17 protein-coding genes, 2 tRNA genes and 2 pseudogenes are annotated in these 15,108 nt (G+C 68.0%); 10 read left to right on the forward strand and 11 right to left on the reverse strand.

Annotated elements, in window-relative coordinates; translation table 11 throughout:
* Window positions 1-219, reverse strand: a pseudogene (locus C4T42_RS23645) (IS630 family transposase); the annotation flags it as partial.
* A 416-nt stretch (window positions 220-635) separates the two neighbouring features.
* On the opposite strand from C4T42_RS23645, the gene C4T42_RS23650 reads away from it, so the two are divergent.
* Window positions 636-1,088 (forward strand): hypothetical protein, encoded by a 453-nt coding sequence (locus C4T42_RS23650; protein ID WP_103985957.1) that lies wholly within the window; start codon window positions 636-638, stop codon window positions 1,086-1,088.
* Here C4T42_RS23650 and C4T42_RS23655 read toward each other — a convergent pair.
* The 7 genes from C4T42_RS23655 to C4T42_RS23685 form a co-directional block, all read right to left on the reverse strand.
* Window positions 1,018-3,219, reverse strand: coding sequence for a glycosyltransferase family 41 protein (locus C4T42_RS23655; protein ID WP_103985958.1), 2,202 nt, complete (start codon window positions 3,217-3,219; stop codon window positions 1,018-1,020). The genes C4T42_RS23650 and C4T42_RS23655 overlap by 71 nt on opposite strands.
* Window positions 3,220-3,452: 233 nt before the next feature.
* A complete protein-coding gene (locus tag C4T42_RS23660; protein ID WP_103985959.1) occupies window positions 3,453-3,770 on the reverse strand; it encodes an SH3 domain-containing protein in 318 nt (105 codons plus the stop codon).
* Window positions 3,771-4,126: 356 nt separating this feature from the next.
* Window positions 4,127-4,202 (reverse strand) — tRNA-Ile (locus C4T42_RS23665).
* 68 nt (window positions 4,203-4,270) lie between these two features.
* Window positions 4,271-4,537 carry a hypothetical protein gene (locus tag C4T42_RS23670; RefSeq protein WP_020094746.1) on the reverse strand — a complete coding sequence of 89 codons (267 nt, stop codon included), beginning with the start codon at window positions 4,535-4,537 and terminating at the stop codon, window positions 4,271-4,273.
* Window positions 4,527-4,760 (reverse strand): hypothetical protein, encoded by a 234-nt coding sequence (locus C4T42_RS23675; RefSeq protein WP_103985960.1) that lies wholly within the window; start codon window positions 4,758-4,760, stop codon window positions 4,527-4,529. Before C4T42_RS23675 ends, C4T42_RS23670 begins: the two co-directional genes overlap by 11 nt.
* A 58-nt stretch (window positions 4,761-4,818) precedes the next feature.
* Complete coding sequence (locus C4T42_RS23680) at window positions 4,819-5,001, reverse strand: hypothetical protein (protein ID WP_100253048.1); 183 nt, start codon at window positions 4,999-5,001, stop codon at window positions 4,819-4,821.
* A gap of 67 nt (window positions 5,002-5,068) precedes the next feature.
* Window positions 5,069-5,815, reverse strand: coding sequence for a transporter substrate-binding domain-containing protein (locus C4T42_RS23685; RefSeq protein WP_175556431.1), 747 nt, complete (start codon window positions 5,813-5,815; stop codon window positions 5,069-5,071).
* A 335-nt stretch (window positions 5,816-6,150) separates the two neighbouring features.
* Between C4T42_RS23685 and C4T42_RS23690 the strand changes: the two are divergent.
* The 4 genes and pseudogenes from C4T42_RS23690 to C4T42_RS23705 all read left to right on the forward strand — a co-directional run.
* A pseudogene (locus C4T42_RS23690) lies at window positions 6,151-6,414 on the forward strand (Arm DNA-binding domain-containing protein); the annotation flags it as partial.
* 68 nt (window positions 6,415-6,482) lie between these two features.
* Complete coding sequence (locus C4T42_RS23695) at window positions 6,483-6,725, forward strand: hypothetical protein (protein WP_103985961.1); 243 nt, start codon at window positions 6,483-6,485, stop codon at window positions 6,723-6,725.
* Window positions 6,726-6,728: 3 nt separating this feature from the next.
* A complete protein-coding gene (locus C4T42_RS23700; protein ID WP_244603266.1) occupies window positions 6,729-7,271 on the forward strand; it encodes a hypothetical protein in 543 nt (180 codons plus the stop codon).
* Between the two features lie 145 nt (window positions 7,272-7,416).
* Window positions 7,417-7,989, forward strand: a complete 573-nt coding sequence (locus C4T42_RS23705) for a MucR family transcriptional regulator (RefSeq protein WP_042669442.1) — start codon at window positions 7,417-7,419, stop codon at window positions 7,987-7,989.
* Between the two features lie 250 nt (window positions 7,990-8,239).
* Here C4T42_RS23705 and C4T42_RS23710 read toward each other — a convergent pair whose 3' ends face one another.
* Complete coding sequence (locus tag C4T42_RS23710; protein WP_042669441.1) at window positions 8,240-8,605, reverse strand: hypothetical protein; 366 nt, start codon at window positions 8,603-8,605, stop codon at window positions 8,240-8,242.
* 419 nt (window positions 8,606-9,024) lie between these two features.
* Here C4T42_RS23710 and C4T42_RS23715 point away from each other — a divergent pair, with 419 nt between their 5' ends.
* Both C4T42_RS23715 and C4T42_RS23720 read left to right on the forward strand, forming a co-directional pair.
* Complete coding sequence (locus C4T42_RS23715) at window positions 9,025-9,213, forward strand: hypothetical protein (protein ID WP_091980681.1); 189 nt, start codon at window positions 9,025-9,027, stop codon at window positions 9,211-9,213.
* A 542-nt stretch (window positions 9,214-9,755) separates the two neighbouring features.
* Entirely contained in the window at window positions 9,756-10,217 is a 462-nt protein-coding gene (locus tag C4T42_RS23720) for a hypothetical protein (RefSeq protein ID WP_042669439.1), read from the forward strand.
* Window positions 10,218-10,757: 540 nt separating this feature from the next.
* Here the strand turns inward: C4T42_RS23720 and C4T42_RS23725 are convergent.
* Window positions 10,758-10,834: transfer RNA gene (locus tag C4T42_RS23725), tRNA-Arg, on the reverse strand.
* Between the two features lie 177 nt (window positions 10,835-11,011).
* On the opposite strand from C4T42_RS23725, the gene C4T42_RS23730 reads away from it, so the two are divergent.
* From C4T42_RS23730 to C4T42_RS23740, 3 genes are all read left to right on the forward strand, one after another.
* Window positions 11,012-12,103, forward strand: a complete 1,092-nt coding sequence (locus C4T42_RS23730) for an acyltransferase (RefSeq protein ID WP_042669438.1) — start codon at window positions 11,012-11,014, stop codon at window positions 12,101-12,103.
* An 86-nt stretch (window positions 12,104-12,189) separates the two neighbouring features.
* Complete coding sequence (locus C4T42_RS23735; protein WP_042669437.1) at window positions 12,190-12,609, forward strand: RNA polymerase sigma factor region1.1 domain-containing protein; 420 nt, start codon at window positions 12,190-12,192, stop codon at window positions 12,607-12,609.
* Between the two features lie 79 nt (window positions 12,610-12,688).
* Window positions 12,689-13,078 carry a phage holin family protein gene (locus C4T42_RS23740; RefSeq protein ID WP_042669436.1) on the forward strand — a complete coding sequence of 130 codons (390 nt, stop codon included), beginning with the start codon at window positions 12,689-12,691 and terminating at the stop codon, window positions 13,076-13,078.
* Between the two features lie 179 nt (window positions 13,079-13,257).
* Here the strand turns inward: C4T42_RS23740 and C4T42_RS23745 are convergent, their stop codons facing one another.
* Complete coding sequence (locus C4T42_RS23745) at window positions 13,258-14,964, reverse strand: HWE histidine kinase domain-containing protein (protein WP_103985962.1); 1,707 nt, start codon at window positions 14,962-14,964, stop codon at window positions 13,258-13,260.
* Between the last annotated feature and the right edge of the window lie 144 nt (window positions 14,965-15,108).

The raw sequence follows: 15,108 nt of genomic DNA on the forward strand, positions 1-15,108 counted from the left end.
GATCAGCGTACGCAGGAACGTCTCGTACGGGTCGAGCTTGGAGCGGCGGGCACGCCCCTGCGGCCGGGCGGCCACCGTGCCAGTCGCGGCGAGCGCCGCCATCCAGCGGATCGCGGTTGCTTGGCCGACCCCGAAGCGGGCGGCCGCCTGACGGCGCGAGGTCGCCGCAGCCGCGGTCACCACCCGCTCGCGCAGGCCCAAGCTGTAGGGGCGGCCCATGCATCACTCCGGCTGTCGACCGGCCTGAGTGAATCAGCCTCCCAGCGCCGCGTGAACCCTACCAACCCGACTCAGCCCAAACCGAAAACGCTCTAGTGTTACGAACGATGATCAAACTGAGCTGAAGCGTTCGGCCTGATTCATCCTTCCTCTGATTCTTTGTAGTCAGAGACGCACAAGTCTGGGGGGCCGCCGGTCTGGGAGTTCGCGGCTTGGGTCAGCCGAATCGCCTGACGGGTCGCGGCTTTCCGAACGTCGTCCACACTGCTCCACTACGATCTCGCGCGGCTCGGCGGCTGGTCGAAGCGCGCGGGCGCCTGAGCTTGTTCCGTTTTCGTTCGCGAGTGGGGGGGGGGGGGGGGGGGGGGGGGGGGGCCACCAGAATTGGGCACCTGGGGGATGCAGGGCCTAGTCGGGTGTACGTCGACTGCGCCACCTGCAAGCGCTCGGGCCGCTATACCGTGGTCAGCCTGATCGGTCGCTACGGGGCCGACATCTCGACGCTCGACCTGCTCCGGCACCTGACGGCCGCGTGCCGCTATCAGCGCGCCCGGGTGCCGCTTACGCGGAAGTACGAGCACCTGTGTCTGGCCGCGATCACGCTGCCGCCGGCCGCCAAGCAGATCCCGCCCGTGCCGCCGGGTGTGCCCTACACGGTCGAGATCTGGCGAGAGACCAGCGGCAATGTCGAGCTGCACCTCGCGACGATCTACCCGCTGTCGATGGCCGAGGCGGCGTTCGATGCAGCCTGCCTGGAATGGCCGACGCACGAGGTCACCCTTCGGGACCGCGCGCGGGTCATCGTGAGGCGGGAGAGGCCACCGCGCTGGGCGCTGTCTCGGCGCACCAAAGCCGCCACATCTCGCTAAGGGCCAGACCAACCTCCCTGGCATGGCCGGCGTGATCCATGTGGGGGCTGGCGACCAAGCGCTCGCGCAGGCCGCTACGCAATTTGAGAAATTCGTCCGGATCGCTGGCGAGACGGCAGGCGATGGCGACATAGCTGTCGACATCGCGGGCGATGAGATCCGGCAGCCCTAGGATCCCGAGAATGGCGGCGCCCACCCGCGAGATTGTCTGGGGTCCGGCAAGCGTCACTACAGGGACGCCCATGTAAAGAGTGTCGAATGTCGTGACGTTGCCGTTGAAGGGGAACGCATCCAGCGCGATGTCGACACTGCCGTGCATCGCATAGCGATTGGCAGCATTGCGGGGCGCGAAGTCGACGCGGTCGAGTGGCAGGCCGCAGGTCGCGAGACGTGCTTCCACTGGCCCGCGCGTCCTTGGATCGTCGATATCGGTTACGATCAGCTTCAGCCGGGCGTTGGGCACCGCTGCTAGGATCGCGGCCCAGGCCTTGATTGCGGCGTCGGTCATCTTCTCGAAGCGGTTGAAGCAGCCGAAGGTGACGTGCCGGTTTCTGGTGACGGGCGCTGTCTCGGCAACATCCGGCGCCGGTAGGAACGGCCGGTAGCAGGTGCCAGTGCCAGGCATCCGCCAGAGAACCTCGGAATGCAGGTGCTCGGTCTCGCCGATCGGATCATAGACAGCGTCGGTAAGGCGGTAGTCTATGGCGGCCAGCCCCGTGGTGACTGGCAGTCCGATCCAAGTCACCTGAACTGGCGCAGGCTTGCGCGCGAAAACCATTAAGCGGTTGCCGCCGCTATGGCCGGCTAGGTCTATGAGGATGTCGGTGCGATCGGCCTCGATGAGGTTCGCCGCGGCCTCGTCGTCGAGAACATCGATTCGGCGCCAAGAGTCGAAACGGGCCTTCAGCGTCTCCGTCACCGCGTCTTCGCGACTGGTGTTGCTATAAGCGAGGAGGTCAAAGCGTTCCCGATCGGCATAGTGGAGGAAGGGTTCGAGGAACCGCACCACCGGGTGATCGCGAAAATCCGCCGAGACGAAGCCAATGCGCAGGCGCCGATCCAGATTGCGATCATTGGCGAAGGGCCGGATGCGCAGCAGTGCGTCAGCATGGCAGCGGCCGTAGGTCTTAGCCTTCTCCGAGAAGCTTTCCACCGAACTATGCTCGGCAAAGAGCTGCGCATGTGCAAGGTTGCAAAGCGCGAAAGCGGCGGCGGGATTGATTTCTAGCGCCTTCTCCAAATTGGCGATCGCCTCTTCGGTGCGCCCAAGGCGGTGTAGCACCGCGCCGAGATTGTTGTGAAACTCGGCCGAGCCGGGAACCCGAGCGATCAGATCGCGCCAACAGTCAGCGGCGTCCTGCTGGCGCCCAGTGTCCTGATACACGATGGCGAGATTGGCGCGGGTGTCATCCAAGGCAGGGTCGAGTTCGAGCGCCTTCTCGAAGGCCGAGCCAGCAGCGACCAGGTTGCCGATTGCCTGGAAGGCGAGACCGAGATCGGCGAAGTACGTAGCGTTGCCGCTGTCGCGGTAGATCGCGATGGTGATCAAATCGATGGCGTGCTGTGCACGCCCGGTGCGCAAGGCGGTGAGCCCGGCAAGATGCACCGCGTCACCATTATCTTTGTCGATAGAGATTAAGAGTTCGAGGAGGCACTCGGCGTCCTCGAGCCGCCCAGCGGCGAAGGCGAGGCGAGCGTTCGCGCCGAGCACCTTAACCAGCGGCTGGCAGTGCTCGGACACGATCTGGGGTGAGAAGCCGTGCACCAGAAAGTGATCGAGGATGCTACGGGCGTCTGTCACCCGGTCGCAGGCGAGGAGCGCCCCGATTAGTGCCACCCAGCGAGAGGCCTGCTCAGGTGCCGAGCGAAGCGCCGCGGTGTGATGAAGGACCGCACGGGCATGATCGCTCAAGAGCGTGGCGATGAGGCCAAGATTGTAATGCGCCGCTGCGTGTCCCGGATCGAGATCAAGGCATCGTCTGTAATGCTGATCGGCTTCGTGCAGGCGCCCGGCGGCATGATGGGCGGTGGCCATATTGAGAATGGGTCCCACCAAAGCCTTCGGCTCCCGCAGGGGCTCGCCCCGGCTCATCGCAAGTCCTTCCGACGTCACGGCACCATCGGTCGACATGCTTAATGACGTGTAAACTAAATTAAGGCTTCTATCGCGGAGCGCCACCGGGTGACGTTCCGGTGTAGCTCGCTGACCGCGAGGCCGTCAGCTCCTCAAACTCGCCTACTCGGCGTCGAGCTCCTGTTGGACCTTCTCTGCCCGTTGCTGACGGGTCGCGTGCTGCGCTACGGGCGTGAACAGCCGGCCGAGAGCGGCTGGAATGAGCTCAGGTACTCGGAAGCCCCGCGTTGCTATTCGCTGACGTCCGGATCCAGGCTCCCGCCTCGCCGGACCGGCGGCGCCCCGAGATACACGAACCGCCGCGAAACCCAGCCCTCGCCCCTCCGGTAACGGACGAACACCCAGTTGCCATTGCGCTCGCCAGTCGGGACGATGCCGCGCCCGTCGGGTGGAATCATGCCTACGATCCGCGCGTCCGAGGTTGGAAACTCGCGGACGTTCAGCACGTCGTTCGGCGCGGTGTCGATAACGCGAAGCGTCGCCTGCGCATATGCACCGCTCGCTCCGGTGACGGCTGCGAAGAGGCCGGCGAGGAGTAGGCGCCTCATCTCAGGTGGCCCTTCGACATCAAGATTCGGCGTTCTCTGGGGCGAGCCGCATCGCTCGCAGCTTTGCCGTTTGCTCGTCGAACGCTTGTCGCTCTGCCTCAACCTCCGCCCAGACCTCGTTGGCTTGATTGTGCCTCTCTGCAGCCTTCGCCGCCTTCGTCTCCCGATAGCCTTGAACGTGGCTAGGATTCTCGGACATCGACGCTCCTCTCAACCTACAGGCGAAAAACCTAGGGCGCGTTTCGCCTACGTCAGTAGCCGAAAGGCTCTCGGTTGCGGTGGATGTCGCCTTCCGGAGCCGCAATCCGGGCCCCTCGCCGATCTCCTTAATGAAGGTCACGCCAGCTGCTCTGACGTGGTGGGCCCGGCAGGACTCGAACCTGCAACCAAACCGTTATGAGCGGTCGGCTCTAACCATTGAGCTACAGCCCCCTAGGCCCGGATAGCCGTTGCGGCTTAGCATGTGCAACTCGGGCCGCTGCCACGAAGCAGGGATGGGGTCAGTGCCGCACGGTCGGCACGACGCCCGCGAAAGATGCCATGCCGTCCGCTTCGACCGTCGCGGTGAAGGCCTCGTAAGCCTCACGGTCCGTCGTGAAGGTCTCCTGCCAAGCGGTGCAGCCGCCAGACGACAGATCGATCACCACTAACTGCCAGGGGTCCTGCGTGTCGGCGTAGCGGTAGATCTCGACGTCGACGATCGCACCATCGCGACTGAAAGAGCCCGACAGCGGAGAGTGCTCGAATTCTCGGTCCTCATCGTCCACTGACCGCTTCCATTCGCTCTACGGCCTTGCCCACGGCCTCACGCAAGACGGTCGGCCAAGCCACATCATGGTCGTGGAGAAATTGGGCGGCGCTGATGAGGGCCTTAAGCCTCTCCGGACGGGCGGACTCCTCCGCCTCAGACTGCAGGAATTGCTCTGCCAGCGCCGTCGCGAGCCGAAGGATTTCTTGGATCTCATCGGGCTGGGCGTCAGTGTCGCTCACTTCAGGTAGCCCTTCGCCTTCAGATGCTCGGTAAGGGATTCGCCTATGGCGTCGTGCATCACGGCTTTTTTGCCTCAGCTTTGGCGGCGTCCCGTTCAAGGCGCGCGGCCTTCAGGCGTGCGGTGTTCTGGTCCGCCGCACTGACTGCCGGCTCATCAAAGGCCTTGCTGCCAAACCGGTCCTGCATCTTCGCAAAAGCTGCCTCAGCCTGAATACGCTCTTTGCTGTGGTTGTCTGCCATACGGCAATCCTCAATTCGCTCCCTCTGGAACGTCGCGCTACCACACGCGACGCGACCGGAGCACCAGTTAATGCGCGACCGCGTCGTCGCGGAAGCCGCGGGCGTCGAAGATCCGCCGGACGATACCGGTGCGCTTCGCCTCGTCCAGCCACGCCGTAACGCAGGCGAGGGCGGCGGGGCGCCCCTTAGGCACGGCGACGGCGACCTGCGTCTGCTGGAAGCCGCCCGCGACGATCCGGGAACCTGGAACCTGCAGGACCACCGGCCGCAGCGTGTCGCGCGAGAGGGCAATGGCGTCCGCCTGCCCGGCGCGCATGCGCGCGACCGCCTCGGCCACGGACGGGACGGGGAGGGGTTGCGTCCGGGTCAGCGTGCGGGCGGAGGCGCGGAACGTCGTCGTGCCGTCGATCGCCACGACCCGGAGACCCGGCCGATCCACCTGCGCCACGTCGGTGATGCCCGACCCGACGCTGACCAGATAGGTGCTCTCCAGGTCGTAGTAGCCCGGCCCGAAATCGATCACCTGCCGCCGGGCCACGTCGACCGGCATGAAGCTGACATCGATCGCCGCGGCCTCGAGGGCGGCGGCCGCGGCGCCCGAGTTCGGGAACAGCGTGACGGCCAGCGGCAGGCCGACCTGCCGGGCGAGATCCGCGCTCAGATCGGCTGTCACGCCGTCGAGCGCTCCGTCGGCGGCACGGCTGACGAAGATTAGGCCAGCGGACGGCGCCTCAACGAGACCGACTCGGAGCATACCGGTCGGAGCGAGTTCCGCTTTCACGGAGGCATCCTGCACGGGGCTAGCTATCGTCATACCGGCGAGAGGAGCAGAAGCGAGCAGAGAAGTGGCGCGCTTTGGGATCGCAGCGGTGACACCTTGGTGACACCGACCATTCCAAGATCAGCGCTGACGCCTGCTAAGCCATTGATAATATTGGCGCACCCGACACGATTCGAACGTGTGACCTTTGCCTTCGGAGGATTAGCCTAACATGTTTTCCCGTGATTGCTAGAGTTTACTCGTTATTGCCAAACCGCTGCTGCCCCTTGTGAAATTGGCGCGCCGGGCATTTCTCTCGTCTCCGCCGGATGGGCTCGGTTTGCTTCCGCGTGCTTCCGCAGTGCTTCGGCAGAACCGGAGGGGAGGGCATGCCCAAGCTCAGCAAGCGCGTGGTCGAGGCGGCCGAGTCGCAAGGCCGGGACTACTTCTTCTGGTGCGATGAGCTCCCGGGCTTCGGGGTGCGCATCTTCGCATCCGGCCGGCGCAGCTACCTCGTGTAGTACCGCGCCAGCGGGCGGTCGAGGCGCTTCACGATAGGGCTGCACGGCGCCCTGACGGCTGACGAAGCCCGCCGTGAGGCGAAGGGGCTGCTGGGCCAAGTGGCGAAGGGCGAGGATCCGGCAGAGGAGCGCGCCACGCGGCGGGGCTCCATGCAGGTTGCGGGAGCGATGAGTGAGACCGGCCAAGCCTGAGCGATCAGATGGTGGCCGGGAACTCGGGCGCCGCAGCAATGACATGCCGACCCTGCAGCATCACGAACGGTCCCGACGGTACCGAGACGCCCAACGCATCCGGTCGGCTCGCTCACTGGCAGCTCGGCCTGTGCACGGCCCTCATGGACCGCTGCATCGATCGCTTGGGCGACGTCGCCGAGGCTGCCCGCCGCGACAGCGAGGCCGACCTGCTCGCCACCGCCGCTGAAGCCCTGAGGACGAGGCTCTGAGACATGGGTGACGAAATTCGCTTCCAGATCCGCTCGAAGCCGGCTCGCATGGAGGAGCAGACGCGCGTCGCGCTGGCGCTCCTGCGCAGCAGGGGTGGGTGGCCCCAGGATTGGGCTGCACTTCAATCCGGCGCTGCGTCGTGCCCTGGCGCGTGGCGATTGGGCGCCGGTGTGGCCAAGGACGCGACGGCGCTCGAGCCGAAGCTGGTCAAAGGCCTGGACGGCAAGGAAGGCCTCGATCTCGGCGACGGCACGATGAAGATGCCGGACGGGTCGATCCGGTCAATCGTCCCGGCGGCGCCAGCTGGTGGGATCGGTGGCGGTGGCGGCCGCGGAATGTCCGAACTCCGTGAGCACGTGGCCGAGTTGGGCCGGCACATCGAGCGCTTTGGCCAGTCCGGCTTCCACGCTCAGATCGAGGTGACGGGGCTGCGGCAGGCGGGCCTGCGAGCCACTTCCATGAGGATCAAGGCCCGTGGCGGCCTGAGTGCCGACTTGGGGGTGACTGAGCCCGGCGCCAAGGAAGACATGAGCGACTGGACCTGAGGGCCTAGATCTCTCTCAGACATGTTCAGAAACTATCCTGGAAGCCGGCATATATCCAACGTTCTCCGTCGTCCCAGCATAGATACGCCTTGACTAGGCGTCGTTGTTGCTGCGTGAGTCTCAGCCACATACGCAGGAGGCTTCAATGGACGACATTACATCAACCTCGGCTCTGGATCAGAGCAACCTAATCGAGCTCACGGCCGATATCGTGTCCGCTTACGTCTCGAAAAACTCTGTGCCTACGTCCGAAATGCCGGCGCTTCTGTCCGCGATCCATGGCGCGCTCAACGGCTTGAACAACCCCGCCGCTCCGGCCGAGGCTAAGGTCGACCGCGCCACTCCGAGCCAGATCCGGAAGTCGATCAGCAACGACGCGCTGATCAGCTTCGAGGATGGCAAGTCGTACAAGACCCTGAAGCGGCACCTCAAAGGAGTGGGCCTTACCCCGGACGAATATCGGGCGAAGTGGGGCCTGCCGGTCGACTATCCTATGACCGCCCCGAGCTACTCCGAGATGCGCTCGGCCCTGGCGAAGAACACCGGCCTCGGCAACCTGCGCAGGAACGCAGCCCCGAAGGCTGCCGTCACCGACGAGAAAGTTGCGGAGGCGCCCAAGGCCCGAGGCCGGAAGAAGGTGGCCGAGCCTGCGGTCGCGCCGGCCGGGAAGCCTGTCCGCGCTCGCAAGGCGAAGAAGGCTGCTGTCGCCGCGGAGTGAATCTGCCTAGCGCGAGAGCGGTGGGAAGTCGCCAGCCCGCGCGCGGGTCTACCCAGCATCCCTGATGCGATGACCTCGAACCGCCCGGCTCCGGCCGCGGCGGCTTTTTCGTGTCGGTAGCCTCCCCCGAACGGGTGATGTCACGGCGCCCGCTACGCTGCTATCCCGTTACCGAGACTCACCACCTTCGGCCCCGCCGGCACCGCCGCGCGGGGCTTTTTCGCACTCTGCTCTGCTCTTCAGATGCGCTCTAATTGCAGGTCAACTTCCGGCCCTCGGCCATCCCGACCTTGCGGTAGTGTTCCAGACCGGACTTGATCGCCCGGCCTATGACCGCCCGGCGCACATCCGGATTGCAGCGCAGATACTCCTCCTCGTTGAACGCGTAGTCGCCACGCCCGCCCCGCGAGCCTCGGTCATAGTCCCGATCGTAGTCGCGGCGGTCACGATCGCCGTAGCCTCGATCTCCGTAGCCTCGATCTCCGTAGCCTCGGTCGCGGGGTCCATAGTCGCCGCGATCGTAGCCGTAGTCGCGCCCGCCGTATGGCTGTGCGAAGGCCGGAGCGGTTCCGCTGAGTAGCGCCAGGCCAAGGACGGTCGCTGAGATCACCTTCATGTCGTGCTCTCCGTTGTTGCGGGGCGTGAACGCTTTCAAAGATGGGTAGTTCGATTTGCCTGGGCGGGCGTCGGGTCCTCGCTTCCAGCGTCACTACCGTTGGGGGGAGGGCTTGCCTTTCCCTGCTCCTAACCCACTCTCAGTTTCAGGTTTGGCGGGATTACTCCCTTGTCGGTGCCGAGCCTAAGAAGCCCGCCCGGTCCGCCGGCGCGGGCTTTTTCGTGCCTGGAATCCTGGCGCGGGACGGCTCGCCCGCCGGCATCCGCACGACACAGAAACCAAGGCCGGCCATTCTGTCGCCGGGCCGCGTTGCGTATCGGCTCCCGCAGGTGAGGCAATCGTATCCCATGCCGCCGCATAGCGAGCCGCTCGCTCCCACCACCCGAGGCGAAAAAGCTGGCCGGCTCGCAGCGAGCGAGATGATCAAGACGCTGAGCCCGCAGACAGGTAGCGTTCAGGGCCTCGTGCGCCGGGTCGAGGAGGTCGGCATCATCGTGGCCCAGGAGCATCTGAAAGCCGGCATGCTGCCCGCTGAAGTCCGGGCTTGGCACATCGGTTTCCAAGCGGGGATGAGCCTCGAGCTCGGAGATTTCATGCGCCGCTTTTGAACAGCCTCCTGACGCTCTCGAACTGATGCCTGCAACATTCCTGAAAGTATCTTCACGCTCAGCTTCCCAGAAGAGTTTGGTCATGAAAGTTTCGAAGATATCGAGGCGTGGTTAGATTTTCAGAAAAACCGCCTTAAGAGGTGGGCGAATCCGAATTAGTGCTCAGGTACTAACTGCTCAATGCATCCGGCGCCCGCTGGGATCATCAGCAGGCGCCTTTCCTGTGCGTGCCCGTTGTTGATAGTACGATAGGGCGCCTTGCTCTTATCTCGCCCCGTTACCCGCCGGTATGTCAGCAAGCCCCGCAATCGATCTTCCGCTCGCCGTCGCCTCCTGGCTTTCGCTCGATCGCTGGCTGCACGAGAATAGCGCACCGGTCTCGGGCGCCGCACGGGTCAGCCGAAACCCCTGACCGGTCTTTGCTTTCCGAACGTCGTCCACACCGCTCCACCACGATTCCTCGCGCCGCGGCCGCCGTCGGTTGAAGCGCATCGCCGCCTCAGGCTTGTTCCGTATTCGTTCGCGAGCGGAGGGCCACCAGAATGGGGCGCCTGGGGGATGCGGGGCCCGGTCGGGTCTTCGTCGACTGCGCGGCCTGCAAGCGCTCGGGCCGCTACACCGTCGCCAGCCTGATTGACCGCTATGGGGCCGACACCTCGACGCTCGACCTGCTCCGGCACCTGACAGCCTCGTGCCACTACCAGCGCGCGCCCGGGGCGCCGCCCGCGCGGAAGTACGAGCACCTGTGCCTCGCGGCGATCACGCTGCCGCCAGCGCTCAAGCAAATCCCGCCGGTGCCGCCGGGCACCCCCTACACGATCGAGATCTGGGACCGGATCGGCGGCAAGCTCGAGTTGCACCTCGCCACGATCTACCCGCTGACCGCGGCGATCGCCGCATTCGAGGCCGCCTGCCTGGAATGGCCGACGAACGAGGTCACCCTGCGGGATCGGGCTCGGATCGTGCGGAAGCGGGAGCTGCCGCCGCGGAGCGCCACCGGGTGACATTCCGGCCTCACACGCGGCCTCGGGCCGCGACAACGGCTTGCCGCCGGAGCATCTACCCTAGAACGGCCGTATGCCGACCGCCGCCTACCTCGCGCCGCGCGCTCGCCGCCGAACTCATGATGAGCGAGAGCACCGTGGACGATTACGTCCGACGGGACCTCCTGCCGCCGCCGATACGCATCTCGCCCAGCTGCGTGCGCTGGCGACCGTGGACGCCATCCTCGGCCCCTGAGAACCCGAGATGGTCGGTTGAGGATCCGAGCCCAGAGGAGCGTGCGGCTTGCGCGATCGAGGCGTCGCGGCAGCCTACGCTTTCGGATCGAGCAGCCGCGGAGGGTGTCGCTCGGATACTCGCCGCCTCGAAAGAGCGGTCTCGGCCGACGAGGAAGGCTAAGGGCCGTTCAGCCGCCTAGCGATCACATTTGCGGTAACGCGATTTGGGACAGCACCGGCTCGGAAGAACGCACGATGCTTCCGCAGCGCTTCCGCGGCAATCTCTCAACCGCAGGGCTTAGCCCCCTAGGTCATTGAGAAAATTGGCGCACCCGACACGATTCGAACGTGTGACCTTTGCCTTCGGAGGGCAACGCTCTATCCAGCTGAGCTACGGGTGCTGGCCGTGGCCATTCCCTAGCCCAACCGCGCCGGGAGCGCAACGGCGCCCGCACCGTCGCGTGCGAACGCGGGCGACGCGGCCAGATCTCCGGCGCGTGTTGCCCCGGCGTCCTTGCCTTCGCGCGCCGTTTCCCGGCCCCTGGGCGGCGGGCAGAGGCGTCGCGGAGCGGGCAGGGGTGGCGGAGACGACGGGCGGCCGGGATCCGCGGGCGAACAATTTCGGGTCCCTGCGCCTCCTGTTCGCGGGCCTCGTGATCCTCGCGCACGCCCCCGAACTCGTGGACGGGAACCGGTCCCGGGAGTTGCTGACGCAGGTCTTCGGAACCCTGTCCCTGGGGGAGATCGCCGTCGACGGCTTCTTCCTCGTGAGCGGCTACCTGATCACCGCGAGCTACCGCGCCAAGCGCTCCTTCGGCGACTATCTCGCGCGGCGGGCGCTGCGGATCTACCCGGCCTTCGTGGTCGCGTCCCTGCTCTGCATCGCCGTCGTCGCGCCCCTCGGCGGCGGCAACCTCGCGGCCGCCTCGCCACTCGAGACGCTGCTGCGGCTGTCGCTGCTGCTGATGCCGGTGGTCCCGGGCGCCTTCGCCGAGTTGCCCTACCCGCTGCTCAACGGCTCGATGTGGACCATTCCGTGCGAGTTCGGCTGCTACCTGCTGCTCGGCCTCGTCGGCACCGCCCGCGCCCTGCGCCGCCGCGGGCGCTATCTCGGCCTGCTCGGGGGGCTCGGCAGCCTCCTCGCCCTGCGCTGGCTCTTCCTGCCCGTCGGGCATCCGGGCGACACCCTCGGATCCCTGTCGGAGATGATCCGCCTCACCTTCGTGTTCTGCTGCGGCGGCGCCTTCCGGCTGTTCGCCGACCGGATCGCCTACACGCGGCGCGGCGCGACCCGCGCCGCCCTGCTGCTCCTGCCGCTGATGTTCAGCCGACCGCTGGCCGAGCCGGCCTTCGCGATCCTCGGCGGCTACCTGATCTTCTGGTTCGCCTTCGCGGTGCGCCCCACCGCCCTCAGCCGCGCCACCGCCCAGGTCGACCCGTCCTACGGGCTCTACCTCTACGCGTGGCCGGTGCAGAACCTGCTCGTCGCGCGGATCCCCGGCATCTCGCCCTGGACGGTCGCCGCCCTCGCCCTCGCGGCCGCCATCCCGCTCGGCCTGCTGAGCTGGTACCTGATCGAGCGGCCGATGCTCCGGTTCCGGCCGGGACCGGGCGGCGCGCGGCCGGAGCCCGACGCGATCCCGGCGGCCGCGCCCGCCCTCGGGGCCTAGCGCCTAAACGCCCGCGGCCGCCGGTAACCGGCGCCACCCCGGCGCGTTCTCGATGGAGCATCGGGACGCGGTCGCGGAGGCGGGACATGACGCAGGCTCTGGATCGCGCGACGCTCGACCGGCTGGTCGCCCTCGGCCGCGACCGGGGCCTCCTCACCGCCGACGATCTGCGCGCCGCGCTGCCCGTCGAGCGCATGGACGTCGACGCCCTGGTCCTCGTGATGCTGGAGCTGGAGGCGGCGGGCGTGAGCGTCGAGCCGGAGGCCTTCGGCCCCCCGACGGACCGAGCGATCCCGGTCTCGGTCGCGCTTCCGGCGCCGCGGCCCGGCACGCCGCCGGTCCGGGCCGCGGAGGCGGGGCAGGGCGCGGCCTTCGCGCCGCCCGCATCCGCCGCGCCGGCCGCCCCGGAGCCGGTCCCGGACGACGGCGCCGATGCCGGCCGGGCCGTCCGCCTGGCCGGCCTGGCGACCGTGCTGATTCTCGGCGCCGTGCTCCTGATGCTGTGAGCGCCCGGCGCGGAACGCATCGGGCCGCGGCTCCGTTGGCGAGAGCCGGCCGGTGACGGCCCCGAGGATTCTCGTATCCATGCGTCAGACCCCGGACGGAACCCTCGCCCTGCTGATCGCGGCCCTGCGCGAGGGCACGGCGCATGTCGAGGCGCTGCTCACGCTGGCGCGGACGGAGGTCGACGGCAATTTCCGGGCGATCGTGTCGCTGATCGCCATCGTCGGCACGATCCCGGTGCTGCTGATCGTCACCTTCTTCCTCGGCCTCGACGCCGTGGTGAAGCTGCTGGCCGTGCCGTTCGGTGCCGAGGCGCCGGCCGCGCTGATCGTCGCCGCGCCGTTCCTCGTCATCGCGCTCGGCCTCGGCTGGATGGGCGCCCGCCGGATGGCGCTCTCGAACCTCGAGCCCTGGCGGACGTGGCGGCAGGTGAAGCGCGATGTCCAGGAGGTGACGCGCGCCGGCGCGTGATATCTGGACCGGAAAACCCAAAGGTATCAACGCGTTTCAGATGAATGCTCGCGCGCGGCCTGAGCGCGGGTCGACCGCGCGCGACGCGCGGCGTGCGGAGGAGCGCTTTCAACCGATCTGCCAGGATCCGTGCTCAAAGCTCTGCTCTGACGACTGAATCCGTCCCAGCCGGCCCGCACCTAGCCCGTCGGCGCCAGCATGGTGCCGAGACCCGGATCGAGCGGGACGTCGAGGCGGCAGCGCAGGCCCTCGGCCTCGAAGGCGAGGTCGACGGTGCCGGCGAGTTCGCGCCGCACGCCGCCGGCGATCAGCCGCGTCCCGAAGCCTACCCGGGTCGGCGCCCGCACCGGCGGGCCGCCGCGCTCCTCCCAGCTGAGCCGCAGGCGCCGTTCCCCGGCCGCGCCGGCGGCGAGCGACCACGCCACCCGGACGCGGCCCTCGCGGACCGAGAGGGCGCCGTACTTGGCCGCGTTGGTGGTCAGCTCATGGACCGTCATGCCGAGGGCCAGCACCTCGCGGGGGCTCAGCGACACGTCCGGCCCGTCCAGGCGGATCTGGTCGTCGCCGGTCCGGTAGGGTCCGAGCTCGCTCTCCAGCACCTCGCGCAGGGGGGCCCCGCTCCAGTCCTCGCGGGTCAGGAGGTCGTGGGTCTTGGACAGGGCCAGGATCCGCGCCTCCAGGACCTCCGCGGAGCCGCGGGACTGCCGGGCGAGGGCCTGGACGGTGGCCAGGGTATTCTTCACCCGGTGGTTCAGCTCGTGCAGCATCGTGCCCTGCTGCGCCTGCAGGGCGCGCCCGCGCTGGATCTCCGCGCGCAGCTCGGCGGTGCTGCGCTGGAGGGTGCCGGCCATGGCGTCGAGTTTGCTGCCGAGCCGGTCGAACTCCGCGGCCCCGCGCAGGCCGGTGCGGGCGGCGAGGTCACCGGCCTGCCACGCCGCCGCGGTGCGCAGGAGCCGGTCGACCGGGCGCCGGATGAACACCCGCCCGGCCACGAGGGCGGCGGCGAGCGCCAGGGCCGCCCCCAGGGCGATCAGAACCAGCCCGCGGCGGGTGGCGGCGTCGATATCCGCGAAGGCGGTGGCGTAGTCGCGCCCGACGACGACGCGCACCCCGGCCAGCGGGCCGTCCGGCATTGCGGTGGCGATGATCCGCTTCCGGCCGTCGAGGCCGGCGGCGACGCGGACGTCGCTGCCCTGGGCCTCCAGCATGGCGGCCCGGTCGGCTGGGATCGGCCTGCCGATCCAGGCCGCCTCGTCCGGGCGGCGGGCGATGATCAGGCCGTCCCGGTCCGTCACGGTGATCGCCGTTTCCGGCTGATGGAGCGCCTGCTCCAGGTGATCGGAGAGCCAGTCGAGGTCGACGGCGGCGAGCAGGACGCCCGCCGGGGCCCCCGCCGACTCGCCGACATGGACGGCCCGGGCGAAGTGGATCGACGGCCGCTTCGTCTGGAAGCCGACCGCGTAGCCGCCCATCGCGTAGCCACCCCGCTCCAGGGCGCGGCGGTGATAGGCCCGGCCGCGGCTCGAGTAGGAGCCCGCGGGCGCGCCGGCGCTGTCGCAGATCACGGCCCCGTCGGGGTCGGTGAGGGCGATCAGCAGCACGTGCGGCAGCCGCGCGGCAGCCCGCCGCAGGTAGGCGGTGCAGGCCGCCGGCTCCCGCACCTGCACGGTGGCATCCTCGGAGATCAGGTCGAGGGCCTGCTGCATCCGCTCGGAGATCTGGGCGAAATCCTCCGCGACGTCCCGCGCGGTGGCGCGGGCGTCGGCCCGCACGGCCGCGTCGCGGCTCGCCCGCAGGGCGACCTCGTTGTAGCCCTGGATCGCCAGCGCCGGGGCGAGGGCGAGCAGGACGAGCAGCAGGATGCGGGTCGTCAGCGACAGCGGCATCGGCGGTCAGTCGCGACCGGCGATCGGCGCGGGCGCCCGCGCGGCCAGGGTCTCCACGGAGCACGGCTCGGTGATCATCCGAATCCCCGATTCGAGTCCGCAGGTGGCGAAGGTCGCGTTCTCGGCGGAGCCGGCGACGCGCAG

Origin of the sequence: Methylobacterium sp. 190mf, assembly GCF_900107945.1 — a bacterium.
Lineage (GTDB): Bacteria > Pseudomonadota > Alphaproteobacteria > Rhizobiales > Beijerinckiaceae > Methylobacterium.

What these genes read in the sequence shown, in the direction of transcription:
- C4T42_RS23655 (WP_103985958.1), bottom strand. Translation starts at nt 3,219, where the DNA reads ATGTCGACCGATGGTGCCGTGACGTCGGAAGGACTTGCGATGAGCCGG.
- C4T42_RS23660 (WP_103985959.1), bottom strand. Translation starts at nt 3,770, where the DNA reads ATGAGGCGCCTACTCCTCGCCGGCCTCTTCGCAGCCGTCACCGGAGCG.
- C4T42_RS23680 (WP_100253048.1), bottom strand. Translation starts at nt 5,001, where the DNA reads ATGGCAGACAACCACAGCAAAGAGCGTATTCAGGCTGAGGCAGCTTTT.
- C4T42_RS23685 (WP_175556431.1), bottom strand. Translation starts at nt 5,815, where the DNA reads ATGACGATAGCTAGCCCCGTGCAGGATGCCTCCGTGAAAGCGGAACTC.
- C4T42_RS23695 (WP_103985961.1), top strand. Translation starts at nt 6,483, where the DNA reads ATGGTGGCCGGGAACTCGGGCGCCGCAGCAATGACATGCCGACCCTGC.
- C4T42_RS23700 (WP_244603266.1), top strand. Translation starts at nt 6,729, where the DNA reads ATGGGTGACGAAATTCGCTTCCAGATCCGCTCGAAGCCGGCTCGCATG.
- C4T42_RS23705 (WP_042669442.1), top strand. Translation starts at nt 7,417, where the DNA reads ATGGACGACATTACATCAACCTCGGCTCTGGATCAGAGCAACCTAATC.
- C4T42_RS23710 (WP_042669441.1), bottom strand. Translation starts at nt 8,605, where the DNA reads ATGAAGGTGATCTCAGCGACCGTCCTTGGCCTGGCGCTACTCAGCGGA.
- C4T42_RS23715 (WP_091980681.1), top strand. Translation starts at nt 9,025, where the DNA reads ATGATCAAGACGCTGAGCCCGCAGACAGGTAGCGTTCAGGGCCTCGTG.
- C4T42_RS23720 (WP_042669439.1), top strand. Translation starts at nt 9,756, where the DNA reads ATGGGGCGCCTGGGGGATGCGGGGCCCGGTCGGGTCTTCGTCGACTGC.
- C4T42_RS23735 (WP_042669437.1), top strand. Translation starts at nt 12,190, where the DNA reads ATGACGCAGGCTCTGGATCGCGCGACGCTCGACCGGCTGGTCGCCCTC.
- C4T42_RS23740 (WP_042669436.1), top strand. Translation starts at nt 12,689, where the DNA reads ATGCGTCAGACCCCGGACGGAACCCTCGCCCTGCTGATCGCGGCCCTG.
- C4T42_RS23745 (WP_103985962.1), bottom strand. Translation starts at nt 14,964, where the DNA reads ATGCCGCTGTCGCTGACGACCCGCATCCTGCTGCTCGTCCTGCTCGCC.